Source organism: Bacteroides sp. AM10-21B (genome assembly GCF_003472565.1).
GTDB classification, from domain to species: Bacteria; Bacteroidota; Bacteroidia; order Bacteroidales; family Bacteroidaceae; genus Bacteroides; species Bacteroides propionicigenes.
Map to the genome: position 1 here is coordinate 1 of NZ_QRME01000002.1, position 18,023 is coordinate 18,023.

14 protein-coding genes are annotated in these 18,023 nt (G+C 49.8%); 9 read left to right on the forward strand and 5 right to left on the reverse strand.

All coding sequences use genetic code 11. From position 1 onward, the window contains the following. Positions 1 to 291 precede the first annotated feature (291 nt). Positions 292 to 528 carry a DUF4248 domain-containing protein gene (locus DW121_RS02030; RefSeq protein ID WP_118322930.1) on the forward strand — a complete coding sequence of 79 codons (237 nt, stop codon included), beginning with the start codon at positions 292 to 294 and terminating at the stop codon, positions 526 to 528. 485 nt (positions 529 to 1,013) lie between these two features. Here the strand turns inward: DW121_RS02030 and DW121_RS02035 are convergent, their stop codons facing one another. Together DW121_RS02035 and DW121_RS02040 are read right to left on the reverse strand one after the other, a co-directional pair. Then, positions 1,014 to 3,200 (reverse strand): VapE domain-containing protein, encoded by a 2,187-nt coding sequence (locus DW121_RS02035; protein WP_118322931.1) that lies wholly within the window; start codon positions 3,198 to 3,200, stop codon positions 1,014 to 1,016. Between the two features lie 136 nt (positions 3,201 to 3,336). Next, on the reverse strand, positions 3,337 to 3,684 hold the full coding sequence (locus DW121_RS02040; protein WP_147399659.1) for a hypothetical protein: 348 nt from the start codon (positions 3,682 to 3,684) through the stop codon (positions 3,337 to 3,339). Positions 3,685 to 4,215: 531 nt separating this feature from the next. Between DW121_RS02040 and DW121_RS02045 the strand changes: the two genes are divergently transcribed. The 7 genes from DW121_RS02045 (at position 4,216) to DW121_RS15565 (ending at position 11,092) form a co-directional block, all read left to right on the forward strand. After that, the gene (locus tag DW121_RS02045) at positions 4,216 to 5,394 is read left to right on the forward strand and encodes a DUF3575 domain-containing protein (RefSeq protein WP_118322933.1); all 1,179 of its coding nucleotides are present in this window, start codon (positions 4,216 to 4,218) and stop codon (positions 5,392 to 5,394) included. A 17-nt stretch (positions 5,395 to 5,411) separates the two neighbouring features. Next, positions 5,412 to 6,323 (forward strand): FimB/Mfa2 family fimbrial subunit, encoded by a 912-nt coding sequence (locus DW121_RS02050; RefSeq protein ID WP_117710281.1) that lies wholly within the window; start codon positions 5,412 to 5,414, stop codon positions 6,321 to 6,323. Positions 6,324 to 6,385: 62 nt separating this feature from the next. Continuing rightward, positions 6,386 to 7,348 (forward strand): fimbrillin family protein, encoded by a 963-nt coding sequence (locus tag DW121_RS02055; protein WP_118323092.1) that lies wholly within the window; start codon positions 6,386 to 6,388, stop codon positions 7,346 to 7,348. Positions 7,349 to 7,373: 25 nt separating this feature from the next. Next, positions 7,374 to 8,300, forward strand: a complete 927-nt coding sequence (locus tag DW121_RS02060; protein WP_118322934.1) for a fimbrillin family protein — start codon at positions 7,374 to 7,376, stop codon at positions 8,298 to 8,300. Between the two features lie 72 nt (positions 8,301 to 8,372). Then, positions 8,373 to 9,332, forward strand: coding sequence for a fimbrillin family protein (locus DW121_RS02065; protein WP_117710576.1), 960 nt, complete (start codon positions 8,373 to 8,375; stop codon positions 9,330 to 9,332). A gap of 25 nt (positions 9,333 to 9,357) precedes the next feature. After that, on the forward strand, positions 9,358 to 10,953 hold the full coding sequence (locus DW121_RS02070; protein WP_118322935.1) for a hypothetical protein: 1,596 nt from the start codon (positions 9,358 to 9,360) through the stop codon (positions 10,951 to 10,953). Further along, complete coding sequence (locus tag DW121_RS15565; protein WP_158573908.1) at positions 10,934 to 11,092, forward strand: hypothetical protein; 159 nt, start codon at positions 10,934 to 10,936, stop codon at positions 11,090 to 11,092. Before DW121_RS02070 ends, DW121_RS15565 begins: the two co-directional genes overlap by 20 nt. A gap of 142 nt (positions 11,093 to 11,234) precedes the next feature. Here DW121_RS15565 and DW121_RS02075 read toward each other — a convergent pair whose 3' ends face one another. Genes DW121_RS02075 through DW121_RS02085 form a run of 3 tightly spaced genes read right to left on the reverse strand, consistent with a single transcriptional unit; the run spans position 11,235 to position 16,972 of the window. Further along, complete coding sequence (locus DW121_RS02075; protein WP_118323093.1) at positions 11,235 to 12,614, reverse strand: TolC family protein; 1,380 nt, start codon at positions 12,612 to 12,614, stop codon at positions 11,235 to 11,237. Between the two features lie 19 nt (positions 12,615 to 12,633). Next, on the reverse strand, positions 12,634 to 15,828 hold the full coding sequence (locus tag DW121_RS02080) for an efflux RND transporter permease subunit (protein WP_118322936.1): 3,195 nt from the start codon (positions 15,826 to 15,828) through the stop codon (positions 12,634 to 12,636). Between the two features lie 4 nt (positions 15,829 to 15,832). Beyond that, on the reverse strand, positions 15,833 to 16,972 hold the full coding sequence (locus DW121_RS02085) for an efflux RND transporter periplasmic adaptor subunit (protein ID WP_118322937.1): 1,140 nt from the start codon (positions 16,970 to 16,972) through the stop codon (positions 15,833 to 15,835). Positions 16,973 to 17,154: 182 nt separating this feature from the next. Between DW121_RS02085 and DW121_RS02090 the strand changes: the two genes are divergently transcribed. Then, positions 17,155 to 17,991 (forward strand): helix-turn-helix domain-containing protein, encoded by an 837-nt coding sequence (locus tag DW121_RS02090; protein ID WP_118322938.1) that lies wholly within the window; start codon positions 17,155 to 17,157, stop codon positions 17,989 to 17,991. The last annotated feature ends 32 nt before the right edge of the window (positions 17,992 to 18,023 follow it).

The window sequence follows — 18,023 nt, forward strand, 5'->3', positions numbered from 1 at the left end:
GGGAGGAGATTCTTCGTCGCAAGCTCCTCTGAATGACAGGATGATTTGTCAATCAGAGTTTTGAAGCAACTCCTCTCCCTTTTTCCGTAGTACAAAGATACGGAACCGGGAAGCCCTGTTTTGTCGTACACGGGTGCGGTGGGATATGGATGTCAGTAGTTTGATTCCATTGAATTTCAACCGATTATAATACGCTTTTCACTTCCGTAATCCATGATTTTTCCGTATATTTGAGCTACAGTTAAGAGAGTAAAACAGCTATTATCAACCATTTAAAACAAAAGAAAGAAGATGGAAAACCATTGCATTGAAGAGCCGTTCATTATCCGTTCCTACCGGAAATCGGAGTTGGCACACCTGTACAATCCCGATATGCCGCTTGTGCCCGCCATGCGCAAGATGCGCTATTGGATAAAGAGAAACCCCGCACTGTACAACGCCATGTACAGTGCGGGAGAAGGGCCCGGAGACCACCGCTATACGAGGAGGCAGGTGAGGATGATTGTGGAGACGCTCGGAGAGCCGTAAAGGTTGTTAACGATTGTATTCACACACAAGTTAAAAACGCATATTGATTATGTTAAATGTTAACAGAAGCATTATTCAACTAAACCATGTTATAAAACGCGCCGATTCTCTCCGTAAATTTGGAGTTTTCAAAGAAGTCCGTATCTTTGCAGTGTGTTTTTCATAGTATTAGATTTAAGGTTAACAAAAAGATTGGCTGTCTGGGATAGATAGCCTTTTTTTATGGACAAGATTCTGCCTGTGCTGTAGGCTCCGCATAGTTTGCCTGTGTTGCAAATTCCGTATGATGTACATCAGAAGGGATTTGCAACACGGGCAAAACTTTTTTTGATAGGCAAGTGTTGAAATTTAGTTTATATCAAGAGTATCTGTCATTCAGAACGAAGCGAAGAATCTCTTTTTTGTGTATATATCAAGAGAGTGGATTCTTCGCTTCGCTCTGAATGACAGATAGTATAAACTAATTATGCGCATTTACTTACATCCTACTTCCTGAAGTTCGCCTCCACGTCCGCTTGTTGGATGTCCACCACTTCATATTCGGTGCTGCCCTGCGCGTTCGTACGGCTTCTGAACATATACTTCTCCAGCGATTGCACCAGAGCCTGCATCGCCTGACGGTTCACCTGCACCTTGCCGTAGACGGCTATCTTGGACAGTATGGCTGCGGCAGGCATCCACTTCACGCACAAATCTTCGGGAAGCGCCTTGCGGAAGTAGACGAAGAGGTTCTCCTCTACGGGGTCCTTCATGCGGTGCAGCTCGTTGTGGAGGTTCAGGAGCTCTATCTCGTGTCCCTCGAACCAGTAGCGATACTTCTCCTTCAGCAGCGCAAGCACCTGAGAGTAGACACCCGCATGGTTCACGGGCGTGCGGTAGTCCACCTCCTTCACCGTCACGGGGAGGAAACGGCGGTTGCCGCCGATGTCCTGCAGACACTGGCGGTTGTTGGTGCTGCCGATGAACGAGGCATGGCGGACGAAGGTGAACGCCTGCGCGTCCCACACCTTGCGCTGCGTCACGTTCTCCTGCGTGATGATGCGCTTGAGTTCGGCAAGTTCGCCGGGCTTCACTCCCTCGAATTCCTCCATATTGATGATGAGACGAGTGGAAAGCAGCTGCGCATGGTCCTTGTTGCCGGGGTCTATCATGCCGTTGTAGAAGTACTCTTTCCACTGAGGGGGCAACAGGCGGCGTATCCATGAGCTTTTGCCCTTGCCCTGTTCGCTGTAAAGGATGAGGACAAGCTGGTTCATGTCTTCCTCGTTGAGGGCACACGCTACCATGCCCACGAGCCAGCGGCGGAAGCCCTCTGTCCACAGTTCTTGGTCGTCCGTGCGGACGGTGGCGGCAAGGGCACCGATGTAGTCCGTACCGTCCCAGGCGGGAAGGCGTGCCAGGTAGTCGAGGAAGGGGTTGAAGTCGGCGGCATAGTCGGAGTCGATGACGGACTTCAGGAAATTCTGAAAGCAGACGATGCCGGACATCTGGAGGTCTACGAAGATAGAGTTGTAGTCCTTGCCGCGCATAGGGCGGTAGATGCCTTTGCACGCCTCGCTGCCGGACGTGCCGGAGGTATCGGATGTGCCGGAAGCACCGAGCGGCAGAAACTCCAGACGGTCGAGGATGACGTTGCGGCGGATGCCGTAATGCTGTTCCAGAAACTCCATGACGCGGTTGATGAGGGGCCTCTTCTCCTCTTTCACCTTTTGGGCGGCTTCGGTCTTGCTGATGTAGGTGTAGGCGTTGCGCACGGGGGCGAGCACGTCCATGTCCTCCCGCCCGAAGTCACGCAGAATCAGCGTGCAGGCAGATGCCTCGCTGATGCCCTTGCGGTAGCAGCGGTTGCCGAGGATGTAGAGGAAGTTGTCGCGGTTGCCTTCGGTGAAGCGGTCGGTGCGCTTGGTGGTGCTGAGCGCCTTGCGGTATTCCATCTGTTCCCAGGGCTCTACGGTTGCGGGCGGCACGTCCGGCTTGCCGGCTGCCGGGCGGGGAGACTTGCGGGAGGTGTCCGCTGACTTACCGGCGGGCTTGTCTGCGGGGAGGATGCGGGCGGGATAGTCGGGAATCTCCTCCAAGAGGGTACGGTTGAGGTATGCGCAGGGGTCGGAGGAGATGAAGAAACCCCGGCTCAGGTCGCTGCCGCTGGTATCTACCTGCACGCCTGTGAGCTGCTCGATGTGGCGGCGGGCGGCATCGTACATCTGTGCATGGTACTTTTCGAGACTGTCGTAGCTGACTTCAGCGGCAGAGAAGGTCACCTCGCGCAGCTTGCAGGCGAAGGCGGTGCGCAGGAAGACGAATATCTTGAGGCCGTGCTGCTTGGGGCTGAGGAAGCACGCAAGCACATCGGGGTCGGACTCCACACGGCGGCGGAGGTCGGGAATCCGGTCGTCCGCCAGCCCGTCGATGTCTATGGTGACGGCGTGGTTGTAGCGGATGATGCTGTGGGGAAGTCTCCGGCGGGCGTAGTTGGCGGTGAGCGAGAGGTATGGAAGGGACTTCTTCAGTAGTTCGGCTTCCTTCTTCATGCCGCGCAGGGCAAAGTCGGTGATGCGGTGTACGGTGTCGGCATACTTGCCGTTACGAATGTCTTCCATGACCGGAAGAAGCCCCGTTTCGCCTGAAACGGCGGAGAACCCTTTATAAAGGGTGATACAAAGATCTTTCATTGTCTTTTGTTACTGTGAGTTTTGAAGTTTATTGTGTGTGGGGGGAAGAGTTCTCTCCTGCCACCATACAAAGGTGGGGAGAAGCGGTGGAATATGCAAACGGCCCCTTTAGGACAAAGGAGCCGTTGCGCTAATTTCAAATGCGATGCCTTCCGGAAGAACCGTCCGCCCGGCACTCCTCCAATTCCTTTATAAGGTTGTGGAGTTCGGTCTCAAGACTCTCAGGAGTCATCTCGCGACAGGCGTCACGGCTGTTGAGAAAACGGAACAGGGTCATCAGCAATGCCACCCATGACTTTACATCGGCTTTCATACCGCTTTTCTTACGGATAAGAATGATGCGCGCCGCCGCTTGCAATATCTCATGCCGTTCGTGCTTCACCTCCGCCTGTTCAACCGCTGATAATTTGACACTTGCGGAGAACTTCTCCGCGTTGATACACTCATCGTTCAGGGTGACGGAATACCGTTCCTCCTCTATCACCGTGACTTTTTTAAAATAGTTTGTTTCATGCTTTTTTCTAATTACATTTAACAATAAAAAATGTTTAATTTTAAAAGCCTGGCAAAGGTAGTTGTTATTTCTCTTCACACAAGTAAAAAACGGAGGAATATAGTTAGAAATTCTATTTTTTCCGAATAAAAATCGCCGCGCGTTTTCGCGGTATATATCGCAGTATAATATATATGTACAGGGATTTTTCTTAAAAAAAAGAGAAATATACGCGCCTGCGCATACGTACATTATAAGAGGGGAAAAGTGTTTTTTAAACGTTCGTTTAATAAACACAAATATAAGGTTAAAAAAATTAGACAGCAAACTATTCGGTTTAAAAAAGCAGTCGGCAGAAAAAATAAAAACTATAAGGCTGATAACCAGTCATGTGACATTTATAAAAACTGGCAAACTACCCGGTTGCCGGCTTAACAAAAGCGTCGTTTCGGACTAAGCAAAAAAGGGTGTTTATTAAACGAACGTTTAAAAAACACCCCAACCCCAAAACCGCTCTGTCGAATGAAAGACAAGACACTTATTATCACGTTATTACTGCTATCCTCCTTAGGCATATATGCGCAAAAGGGAGCAGATACCACCAGCGTACTCCATTTCGTGAGTGGAAAAGATATGTTCTTTGTTCCCTATAAAGAGAATGCGCCCGAACTGGAAAGAATACGCACACGTATAAAACAGCATTACAGCCAGTTGCGTGCCGGACAGCTCTACATCTGCGTCAGCAGCTACGCCGCATCATCCGCACCGGGCATCACCGCCGACCGTATGGCCTACCTGCGCAACAATCGCGTAAAGTCCGAACTGATTCTTCACTACGGCGTCACCGAACAGATGTTCGTTACCGACCGCCGCATCCCTGAAGCCTACGGCAAAGAACAGCTGCGCGATGTAGTAGTAGTGACCCTTCCCGCCTCCGCAGAAAAGGTGGAAAGCATTGCCGGTCCTGCGGCAGCTGCCAAAGTGCGCTCCTACTACCATGAAGTGGCAGAAGTGCGCCTGAAAGCGGAACGGCAACTGGAGCATGAACGCCAACAAGAACGCGAACGCCAAGCCGCTGCCGCCCGCGAGCACGACCGTAGGGAACAACAGCGCCGCGCCGCCGACCGTGCCGAAGCCGAAATGAACCGCCGCCTTGCCGAACGCGAACGGCTGCGCGCCGACTCCATCCGCCGTGCCGGGCAACCCTCGAGCATCTCTTCTTCTCTCTCACTCCACTTCAACCTCCTTCGCTGGGCTACGCTCACCCCCGACCTCGGCATCGAATACCGCATCCCCCGCTCCCGTCTCGGCATCCTTGCGGGCGGTTCGTGGACATCGTGGAGCCGTGACAACCGCAACCGACGCTACGCCCTTTGGAGAGTCTCCCCCGAACTCCGTTACTATCTCGGCAAGAAGCAGCGCGGCTACCTCGGCGCCATGTACCACCTCGGCGAGTTCAACTACAAGCTGAGCGATACGGGCAAGCAGGGCGACTACCGGGGCGGCGGCATCACAGGCGGCTACCGGCTGATGCTGAACCGCACCCTGTCGCTGGATTTCCATGCCGCCCTCGGCTATACCCGTGCCGATTACGACAAATATACGGTGACAGACGGCGTCCGCATCCGCCGCGGCAGCGAAGTGAAGAACTATTGGGGCGTCAACAGGCTTGGCGTCATGCTGGTGTGGAAGCCCTTTTAAATGAAGAATGAAGAATTATGAGAATGTATAAACGGTTTTATATAATGTGGGCTGCGGCGGGTGTGCTACTCGCTTCTTGCGTGAAGGACGAGCTTTACAACACCCCGCATCCTGATAAGGGAGCGGTGCAGGTAACTACGGACTGGACGGGATGCTCCTCGGATGCTGTGCTGCCTGCCGACTATATTCTGCGCATCGGGAGTGAGGAGCAGACGGTGGCGCGCAGTTCCTCTGCAGAAGGCAGTGAAGCAACCGCATTCAAGTCGCTGCTCCTGCCGGAAACACAGAGCCTGTTAGCTTATCATCAGGCGGAAGGTGTTACTGTCAGCGGAACCACCGCCACGGTGAACACGCTGGAAGACGGCACGCTGAACCCCATGCCGGGATTCCTGTTCTCCGCGTCCAAAGAGTTAGAAATACAGAAGGACGATACGCTGAAGGTAACTGTACCCATGATGCAGCGCATCCGTACACTGGCGTTGACATTGAAACTGAAGCCCGGTGACGAACAACTTATTACTGAAACCGCCGCCACACTGACGGGCATCGCCTCCTCGGTGGATTTGGCTACCGGAAGCCTGACGGCTGCGGAAGGGAAAACGGTTGTTCCCATATTCACTATGGGAACGGGCGGCGGAGAAACCCGTGCCGCGGGAGACCCGATACTCACCGCCTCCCTGCGCCTGCCGGGCGTGATGACGGGCGAAAAACAAGAGCTGACCCTTGCAGTGACCCTGACAGACGGCACGGTGCAAAACGTTGTCACCGACCTGACCCAAGCTCTGAAGAACTTCGGCAGCGGCAAGATGGAACCGCTGGCGCTGGATGCCACGCTGACGCTGCCCGATGTGGAAGACAACGCAGCGGAAGTGAGCGCCACCATCAGCGATTGGAACAAGGTGGACTATGGAGAGATAGAAGCTGAATGACAGACAAACAGCGATACAGAAAACTCATACAACAGATGATTAAACCTATAAAAAACAATAAGATGAAAAAATATTTCATTCTTCCCGCGGCACTGCTACTGGCACTGACCGCCTGCAACAGCGAAGAGGAAGCCACCGGAAATTCCGGTGAGAACATCCCGGTAAGCTTCACAGCGGATATTGCCGGACAACAGCCCACCCGTGCCTATGACCGGACTTGGGAGAACGGTGACAAGATAGGAATCTCCGGCACGTCGGGCGATGTAACGTACACCAACGTGGCCTACGAGACAACGAATGGCGACGGCAACTTTACCATCGTGCCGGGCGGCACGACGATTTATTATCGGACTACGGATGCCGTGACCTTCACCGCCTACTATCCGCAGACCGACTTAGCGGCTGACGTGGTCACTATCCCTGCCGACACTCGCGAACAGTCTGCACAGAAAAGCTTCGACTTCCTCCAGGCGCAGGGCACAGGCAGCAAGGCTTCAAAGAACGTGGCTTTCAGCTTTGCCCACAAGATGGCAAGACTGGTTCTGACCATCAAGCCCGGAACGGGAGTGAGCTACGAAGAGGTGAAGACTGCGAAACTGATGTTGAGCAACTACTTGTATAAAGGCTCTTTCAACGTCACCACCGGAACAGCCGCCGCCAAAGCCGAACCCCCGGCTGAATACAAGCCGTTTGCCAATAACGATGATACCGGGAAGGACTACAACGCACCGTCCGCAACGGACGAAGTGAAGCAAACCGTGACCTACTCACTGATACTGTTCCCCCAAAATTTTGATACTGCCTCCGGCATGACATTCGAAGCGGTGCTGGGGCAGACGCTTTCTACACAATTGGACTTCACCACAGCTAACCGCGATGCCCAGGACGCCGACCCGAAGAACGGACTCGTGACCGGAAGGCAGTATAACCTGAGCATTGTGCTCAACAAAAAAGAAGCGACCGTGACCGGATGCGAGATTTCTGCATGGAAAAACGCAAACGGAGGCGAGTTTAATGCCAACTGACAGATAACAAAAATATTATATCAAGATGAAAGCAATAAAGTTTTTAGTGATGGCAGCTGCGGCAACAGTCTTTGCAGCGTGCAGCAATGATACGGAGGTAGTGAACGACGGACTGGTGGCGGCACAGGTCAATGCCGAAATCTACAACATCGTAGGAACCCGTGCTGCCGGCACAACATGGGCTGATGATGATGAAATCGGCATATCTGTGACAAGTACCGGATTAACAACCGGAACCAATGTAAAATACACGTATGACAGCAAGAATGGCTTTACATCCTCTTCTCCTATTTATTTCCAAGACCTGCAAGAAGTAACCTTTAATGCTTATTATCCGTTCAATGAAACAGGTGAAACTATCAGCAAGACAATAACAGCCACAGACCAAACAGCGGCAGAGCAACCGAAAATTGACTATATGTTTGCTCGTGGAGCGACGGCAAGCAAGAATGCTCCAGCCGTTAATTTCAAAACAAGCGGCGATGAGGCAGGCACCAGCTTCCAGCATTGCATGAGCCAGTTGACGTTTGAATTCAAAGCCGGAACCGGTATTGATAATTTGAGCCAACTGACACAATACACCATCAAGAGTTTGAATATGGCGGGAACATTCGATACAGAAACCGGTGTGGCAGAAGCGAACACCACTGCTCCAGAAATAAAAGATTTAGTATTCTCGCTTTCCGGTATACAGGAGAATCCGTATACCGCTGAATCAGTTATCATCTTCCCACAAGGAACGACGAATAATGCGTTCGATATTGAAATTACCTTTGCCGGGCAGACCTATAAAGCAACACTGGCTTTACCCGCAACTACGGATAACAAGTTCAAGGCAGGCTACAACCTCAAATACACCGTAACCATCAACAAAACAGGATTAACGATTGGAGATGCCGAGATTTTTGGCTGGAAGACGGTACAGGGTAATAATGGTTTCGCCGAGATGTAATAGTCATTGAGAATTTCTGAATCAGCTACGCCGCTGCCAGTGGCACAAAAGAAGGAAATAAAAAATTGGATTATGAAGATAGAACGATTATTTATCTATTGCCTGCTGGCAGGAACATTCCTTCTTGCCTCGTGCAGCAATGAAAACGATGTATCAGACGGCGACCGCCTGCCCGAAGGACAGTACCCCGTGACCCTAACCGCCACCGGACTGGGAACTACGGCGACAACACGCACCACGGCAGACGACCTCTGGGACAGCAACGAAGCTGTGGCGGTAAAGATAGGGGATGAAGTAAAAAATTATGTTACCGCTAGTTATGGCAAAAGAACCAAGCTGAATGCTGCGGAAGGTGTCATTCCATTCTACTGGCAAAGTACAGGTGACATCAAGGTTTCGGCGTGGTATCTCGGTACAGGATACGACAATGGCACTTTGCCAACGAAGTGGAGTGTACAAACAAACCAAAATCCCGACGGCTATCAGAAGAGCGACTTCCTCTATGCCCCACAAACCGACATTGACTTTAAAGGCACAAAGCCACTCACCTTTTATCATCAGACTGCCAAAGTGGTGGTAAACATCCGCAATCAGGGCGTGGTAAATCATGATGACGAGAATATAAAATCCGTAACGATAAATGCTGTTACGGATGGAGATTTCACTACAACTCTCACGAAAAATTGCGGTTTGTCGGCTAAGGCTGGTGTAAGTCCATTGGAAATCAATTTTTACAAACTTACGCAGCCAAACACCGTGTCATTCGATGGCGTAGAAGAAACCGCCCTTGCCAGCTATAAGGCATTGGTCATTCCGCAAGCGGTAAGTAATACGACTATCACCATAAATATGAAGGGATATTCGCCTTTTAAATATACTCCAACTGTCCCCGACCAATCCGGGAAATGGGCAGGCGGCACGCAGTACACCTACAATCTGACGATAGACGGCAAGGAAGTTAAAGCAAGCGTAACTACAAACGACATGACGTGGACAAAAGGCAACAGCGGCGGAGGAACAGTAGAAATCTAAAATAACCATTCAAACAGATTAAGATATGAAGACAATAAACATAAAACAACTTGCTTATACCTCGGTTGCAGCATTGTTGCTCGCTGCCTGCACAAGCGATGAACTGACGGACGGTACGGTGCAAGACTTGCCCGAAGGAAAATATCCCTTGCAAATAACCGACGTGAGCCTGACGGCGGGAAGCAGTGCAGAGCCGTGGGGAGCGGATGCTCCGCAAACACGTGTGTCGGAAAATACAACCAATGGTAACAACAGTGTGTGGACAAACGGAGACCTCATAACCGTACAAATAGGTGATGATAATACAAGTACAGGCACATACAGCGTGGATGTGGATGCAAGCGGAAATGTCACCGGACTGACTACGAAAACAGCATTGTATTGGAAAAACAAAACCGCACAGAAAGTGAAAGGCTGGTATCCCAATGATATAACGAACGATATAAGTTTAAAGAATCAAGGAGTGAATGGCGCTGGCCTTGCCTATGCGCTTTATGCAGAAACGGCCAATACTGTGGATTACCAAACACAAACCCCGATAGAATTGCCATTCAGCCACCAACTCGCCAAGATACGAGTAGTATTGGAAGGCTCGGGAAAAGAGGAGGTGAAAGAGGTAAAAGTGTACACTTATCCTGCTTGCAAGTTCACTCCCAACGATGCCACCACAAAAATAACAGGCAGTGGAACTCCCGAATATATTCCTATGAAGAAAACAACCTACGACAATGGAGTGACTTATTGTTGGGAAGCGAACGTAGTGCCGGGCTACACGATAACGAAAGTCAAGATAGGAGATGTGGAATGTCTGCTTAATAATAGCGGAGTCACTCCCGTGGTGGGAAAATGGCATCAGATAACGATAAATGTGGAAAAGAAACCGATAGACTTTTCAGAAGGTGATGTGATTATAACAAACGATGGAAATTATCGTATTACCGGAGATAATTCCAACAAAGAATTTATAATACAATCTTTGAGTGGTGATTGGGGACCTACCATCAACGCTACAGTTACCCTTGAGAATACGATATTGGAAAGTATCTTCTTGACCGAGGCCAGTAGCGCAACTACAATCAATGCCACATTTATCATCAAGGGAACTGTAACCGTTAGCAAAGGGATAGTAACAAAATGCGGAGGTAGAGTAATTGTCAAAGGCACAGAAGGAGGAAAGTTGATTATTAAAAATCCCGACACCAATAATCCTGCCATAGGTAATTCGAACATTAGTGCTACAGGTACGGAATTAAAAATCGAAGATGTAACCATCGAAGCTACAGGTGGAGCAGGTGCAGCGGTTATAGGTACGAGTTGCGGATGGCCGGGTGCAGGAGTCGTTGGAGATATTACGATTAAGAACTCAAGTCTTATACTTACGGCTGTTCCACGCGGTGATATCAGGCCGGCTGTGATAGGAACAGGAGGAACAGACAACGGCGGACTCCGTTGTGGAAACATTAATATCTATCTGAAAGAAAGTCAAAGCAAAGAACAATTTCTACAAAATCTGACAGGTAATTACAATCAACAAGTTGGAGTAGGTAGCGTATCGTCGTCAGGAAGTGTATCTTGCGGTTCTATTAACTGGTACAAATTCGATGGAAGTCCGGCAAATTGAACATCCCGAAGTGGCACTTCACGTTGTGGCTATCAGAGTTGATAATGAAAAAGCCGGGGCTTCATGCTCCGGCTTTTTTGTCTTGGTGCTTGAAGTATATCGCACCAATAATGGCTACTATCCTCCTTTTCTGTTTTAATCTTTATGCTTCGTTGGCAGTCATTCTGCCCCGGCGAATGTGTCCGTTCCGTCCCGCAAAAAAGCCCTCCACTCCCGGAGAGACCGGAAAGTGGAGGGACAAGAGAATAAAAACGAGAGAGAGTATGTAAAATTACTATTGATTAATCTCTTCCACCGCCAAGTGCCTGATATAAATTAATAATCCCTTGTATTTCATCAAAGCAATCTGCCACTTGCGCCAGTTGCGCAGACAGCAAAGACTGCTGTGCGGTGAGAACTTCCAGATAAGTGGAAGTGCCATGCTGCATCAAGAGTTGTGTACTGCGAACGGCATTTTCCAAAGAAGCAATCTGTCCGGCACGTAGCTCCGTCTTGCCGCGTGCGGTCTGTACTTGGGTCAGAGCATTGTTCACCTCACTGCCCGCATTGAGCAAGGCTTGCTGAAAGGCGAGCTTCGCCTCTTCCTGCTGCGCCTTGGCTATCTTCAGTTGTGCTATGTTCAAACCTTTATTAAACAAAGGTTGTGTCAATGAGCCCACAGCGGAAAGCAACAGTTTGCCGGGATTGATAATCATATTCCCGGCTGAGTTTGTCCAGCCTGCCGTACCGCTCAACGTAATGGACGGATAGAATGCAGAACGTGCCGCATTGGTGCTGTAAAAGGCAGACACCAAAGAAAGCTCCGCACTCTTTACGTCCGGACGGCGGGAAAGGAGTTGCAAAGGCACTCCTACTGTCAGTTCTTCGGGAAAGGTCTGCCCGGCAAGGCGACCACGCTCTATCCCACCCGGCACTTCTCCGAGAAGAATGGAAAGACTGTTCTCCACTTCTTTAATCTGCTGCTTCAAGTCCAGCAAGGAAGCCTCAACCTGACGGCAGTTGGCTTCGGACTGGGAGACGGATGCTTCATTCGTCATACCGGCAGCCATCATGGCACGCATGGTACGTACGCTTTCGCGCCAGTTGACGGCGGTTTCCTCGGAAATGCGGTATTGCTCATCGAGCATCAGCAAGGTATAATAAAGATTGGCGACATTGGCTATCAGGGAAGTAGTGACAGCCTGTTCGTACTCCAAACTCTGAAGATAGAGAGCTTTGGAACGGCGTTTGGCATTTGTCAGCTTACCGAAGATGTCGATTTCCCAACCGGCGGAAGCGATACCGGTATAGGTCCATGAACCTTTTGACTTGTCGAAGCTGCTGACACCCCCCTGAGGAGTAAGCATAAATGAGGGCAGATAAGCCAACTTTGCCGAAGAAAGAGTGGCCTCGGCTTCCTTGATACGCTGTTGGGCGGAAAGCAAATCGGTATTGCCCTGCAAAGCGTGTTCGATGAGTGCCTGCAAATGTGAATCGGTAAACAACTCACGCCATGACAAGGATGCGATAGAGGCTGTATCAACGGCAACGGCTTCCTCGTTCAAGTCCTGTCCGTACAGTCCGTCGGTATCAATATCGGAAGGACGTTCATATTTGGTGTAGATACCGCAACTGCTCAGTAACAGGCAGAAAGCGGATAAAGTTATGAGTTTTATCTTCATTGTCATTATCTTAATATTATCATTTATGCGCATCCTCTATCTCCTGTTTGCTTATAACCATCTCTTCCTCAATCTGCCAGTCTCGCGTCTGCATGGATTGTGCCGGACGAAGACGCTCTTGCAACCATTGGAAGGTAACGAACAAGGCGGGAACAATAAAGAGCAATGCCAGCGTACCAATCACCATACCGCCTACAGCCCCCGTACCGAGCGAACGGTTACCGTTGGCACCCACACCGGTAGCCACCATCAGCGGCAGCAAACCGAATATCATGGTGAGTGCGGTCATAAGGATAGGACGCAAACGGGCTTTGGCGGCACTGACAGCCGAAGCTATAAGCCCCATACCCGCCCTACGACGCTCGGCAGCATACTCCGTCAGTAAGATAGCGGTCTTGGCAAGCAAACCAATCAGCATAATCAGGCCCGTCTGCAGGTAGATGTTATTCTCCAATCCCATCAGCTTGGCGAACAGGAAGCTACCCATCAAACCCACCGGAACGGCGAAGATTACGGCAAACGGTACGATAAAGCTCTCGTAAAGCGCACTCAGAATGAGGTAAATCATCAGGATACAGATTCCGAAGATGACAACCGTAGTTCCACTCTGCCGGCTTTCCTCACGGGTGATTCCGCCAAAGTCGTAGCCATAGCCTTTGGGAAGTGCTGTTGCCGCAGTCTCCTGTACGGCACGAATAGCGTCACCCGTACTGTATCCCTCGGCAGGCATGGCATTCACCGCAATGGAGTTGAACATATTGAAACGGCTCAACGACTCCGCACCATATGAACGTGTCAGTGAAACGAACTGGCTCAAAGGCGCCATCTCACCATTGGACATACGCACAAAAGCATTGTCGAGCGACGCCTCGTCCATACGGAATTTCGGGTCAGCCTGTATCATTACCTTATATACCTTGGAGAAACGGTTGAAGTTGGATACATACTGCCCGCCATAATAACCGGAAAGTGTGGCCAGCACCTGATCGGGCGTAATGCCCGCACGCTTGCATTTGGAAGCGTCCACCTGCACCGTCCACTGCGGATAGCGTACGTCGAACGTAGAGTATGCCATGGAGATTTCGGGACGTTGGTTCAGCACACCCAAATATTGTTGGGTGGTCAGGAAGAAGGTATTGATATCACCTCCCTGTTTGTCTTGTATGTTCAGGTCGAGAGCATTACCCATACCGTAACCCGGAATCATACCCGGAGCAATGGCAAAAACGGTTGCATCCTTGATGTCTGCCGTACGGGCATAAATCTGGTTGATAACAGCCTGTACCTGATCTTCGTCGTCCGTACGTTCATCCCACGGCTTCAGTTTGAGGATAATCATACCGAAGGAATTACCCTGCCCGGACAACAGACCGTAGCCCGCCACTTTCTGCAAGTGCAGTTTCTGCGGAATGCCTTCCAAACGTCGCTCTATACGGTCCATTATGTCGTTTGTGGTTTTCAGGGAACTACCCGGTGCGGTACTTACATTGACAAACAGCACTCCCTGGTCTTCATCGGGAACCAGACCCGTCTTGGTAGTATTCATCAGGAACACCAGCAATACGACGGAACATGCCAGCAACGACCACGACAACCAACGGCGTTTGATGAACAGCAACACAATCTTCTTATATTTCTCCACAAGAACATCGAATGCAGCATTGAACGCTTTACGGAAGCGGGCAGCAAAGTTTTGCTTCTGTGTACCGTCTTCATTGATATAAGGCTTCAGCAACAAAGCGCAAAGAGCCGGACTCAAGGTAAGGGCATTCACCGCCGAAATACCTACCGCCACCGCCATTGTCAGCCCGAACTGCGTATAGAACGTACCGGACGTGCCCCCCATGAACGACACCGGAATAAATACAGCCATGAATACCAGCGAGGATGTGATAACGGCATTCGAGATGCCTTTCATTGCATCGATACTTGCCATATAAGAAGACTTATACCCCACGTCGAAGCGTGCCTGCACCGCCTCCACCACAACGATGGCATCGTCCACCACCGTACCAATGACCAATACCAACGCAAAAAGCGTAATAAGATTGATACTGAAACCGGCTATGGACATGAACGCGAATGTACCAATCAGCGAAACGATGATACCCGCCAACGGAATCAACGTGGAACGGATGTCCTGCAAGAAAACATATACTACCAGAATAACCAAAAGAATAGCCTCAATCAACGTTTTCACCACCTCGTGAATGGATGCGAACAGAAAGTCGTTGCTGGACATCATCTGGGTAAGTTCCACTCCTTTCGGCAAGTCCTTGCGCGCTTCTTCCAACAATTCGTCAATCTGCCGGTTTACCTCTGTCGCATTGGAACCTGCCGTTTGGAATATCATACAGGAAATGCCTGCGTGACCGTCCATAGTACCTTTATAGGCATAGCTGTCTTTACCCAATTCCACATCGGCAATATCTTTCAGTTTAAGTACCTCACCGTCTTCCGTAGAGCGGATTACGATGTCGCCAAACTCTTCGGGAGTGATGAGACGTCCCGTATATTTCATCGTGTATTGGTAAGTTTCATCGGAATTCTCACCGAACGAACCCGTGGCCGACTCGATATTCTGTTCCGCCAGTACTGCCGTCACATCCGAAGGTATCAGCTTGTACTGCGCCATGACATCGGGTTTCATCCAGATGCGCATACTGTAATCACCTCCCATAATCATCATATCACCCACACCGGAGATACGGAGAATCTGCGGTTTCAGATTGATACTGATATAGTTGGCAAGAAAGTTCTCGTCATAAGAATCATCAGGGCTATGCAGGGAGAACATCTGCAGGATGCTGGTCTGCCGCTTGCTGGTGGTTACGCCTACTTGGGTTACTTCGGCAGGAAGCTGTCCCGTAGCTTTAGAAACGCGGTTCTGTACATTTACCGCTGCCATATCCGGATCTATACCCTGCTTGAAGTAAACGGTAATGGTCACCGTACCTGCATTGCTGGCGGTAGAGGTCATGTAAGTCATGTCTTCCACACCGTTTATAGCCTCTTCCAACGGAGCAATTACACTCTTCTGGAGAGTTTCGGCACTTGCCCCGTAATAGGTGGTACTCACCATAATAGTAGGCGGTGCAATATCCGGATATTGCTCCACAGGGAGCGTAAACAAGCCGATAATACCCAGAATGACAATCGTAATGGAGATGACTGCCGAAAGAACCGGGCGTTCTATAAATGTTCTAAGATTCATAAGATTATCCCTCCTTCACCTGTTGATTAGCTGATGCCGGCTTGGGTGCAATAGGTGCACCTTCGCGCAACAGTCCCACGCCTTCCACTACAATCACGTCGCCTGCCTGCAAACCATTCTCTACAATATACTCCTGTCCGCCGTTGACACGCGTCACCTGTACAGGAGCCGACTGTGCTTTGCCATCTACAACCTTGTAGACAAACACCTTATCCTGCACTTCATACGTAGCCGCTTGCGGAATAACAATACAATTCTCTTTCTTTACAGGGATAATGATATTGCCCGAACCGCCGCTTGTGAGCAATCCTTCCTTATTAGGGAAGACGGCACGCAGACTCACCGTACCCGTGGAGGTGTCGATTACACCGCTTATCGTTTCTATCTTTCCTTCCTGAGCATAGGTGGAACGGTCGTTCAGCTGTAAACTGACGGCAGGCATCTCCGCCAAAGCCTTGTCTTTGGAACCATAGCGGCGGGTAAGTTCAAGCATCTGGTTCTCCGTCATGGAAAAGTAAATATACATATCGGAATTGTCCGAAACGGTAGTCAGCGGTTTCGGCATACCGGCACTGACCAACGTTCCCACTCGATAGGGCAATATGCCGACTACACCGTCAGCCGGACTCTTCACCTCTGTATAGGAAAGGTTGTTAGCGGCATTTATCTGCTGGGCTTCCGCCTGTGCCAACTGGGCTTTGGCACTCAACAAGCTGTTATAGGATGTTTTCAGGTCGAATTCGGAAACCACCTTTTGAGCATAGAGCTCCCGCTTGCTGTCGTATGTCAGTCGGGAAGTTGCCACTGCGGCTTTTGCCGCCTCTACATTAGCCTCGGCAGTACGCAGGGCTGCGATATACGGCACTTGATCGATAATAAACAAAATCTGTCCCTTGCGCACAGCCTGCCCTTCTTCTACACAAAGCCGGGTGAGCGTTCCCGACACTTGCGGGTAAATGTCAATGTCCTGTCGTCCGCGGATGGCCGCCGAATAAGTAGTTTGTAGTTCTTTGTCGGATATAGTGATGTCCATCACCTGATATTCCGATTGGTTTTGTACGGCAGGAGCGTTGCCGCAAGCTGCCAATACTGCACTGCAGATGACGGTTATCACCTGTTTCATCATACTCTTTTTTGTTGTCATACTCTTTTTATCTTAAAAGTGATTTACTGATAACTTTGAAAATCGGTGGCAAAGGTATGCCGTTTCCAAACAAGAACTCAGTTCATAGGACGTACGCAATTGTTCAATTTCAGAACAGGTTGTTTAATAAACCAAAAAGAACCGGTACATTTGCCGACATAAATAAACGATTATCAGAAAAGATGAACCCACTATTCACAACCCAATCAGAACCATTCAGAACCGGAACGGACAATCTGGAGTTCTTTTATAAACGTCTCGTCAAAATGAAGAATGGAGTACTCATGTTCTGCATCGACGGAGAGGCGGATATCACACTGGATTTGGAGCAATACCACATTGTTCCGAATACAACTGTCATGATACTGCCTAACTCCATATTCTCCCTCACTTCAGCAACCAAGAAGTTCCGAGTACACTATTTCGCCTATTCAGACGAGATGTTCAAGGCCGCCTGCTTCCGGCTTGACCCGCCGTTTATTCACTTTCTGAAGGAAAACGCCTGTTACACCCATACGGATAAAGAAGCCTTACGAGCCATTACAGGGCTTACCGAAGCCAGTAGTGCGATATACAGAGACTCAGCCAACCAATTCAGGAATACCATCGCCCAAAACCTGCTTCAAATCTTCTTCCTTGATACTTACGACAAGGTGCAACGGCTCTTCACACAGGAACAGATAGAAGGAAGCAACCGAAAAGATGAATTGTTCAAAAAGTTTATAAATCTGGTGCATACGCATTGCATTACCCAAAGAGATGTTGCATTTTATGCCGAACAACTCTGCATATCCACCCGATATCTCTCTGCCATCACCAAAGAAATAGGAAACACGACCGCCAAAGAAATCATAGATGACTTCCTTATACTGGAACTAAAAGTAGCTTTACAATCTACCGGCTTATCACTAAAAGAAATAGCCGATAAGTACTGCTTCCCCGACCAGTCTTTCTTCGGACGGTTCTTTAAAAAGCACACGGGTATGTCGCCAAAGGCATTCCGAGCACAAAAGACATAATAAAGAAAGAGGGAGAATGTCAGGTTTCTGAC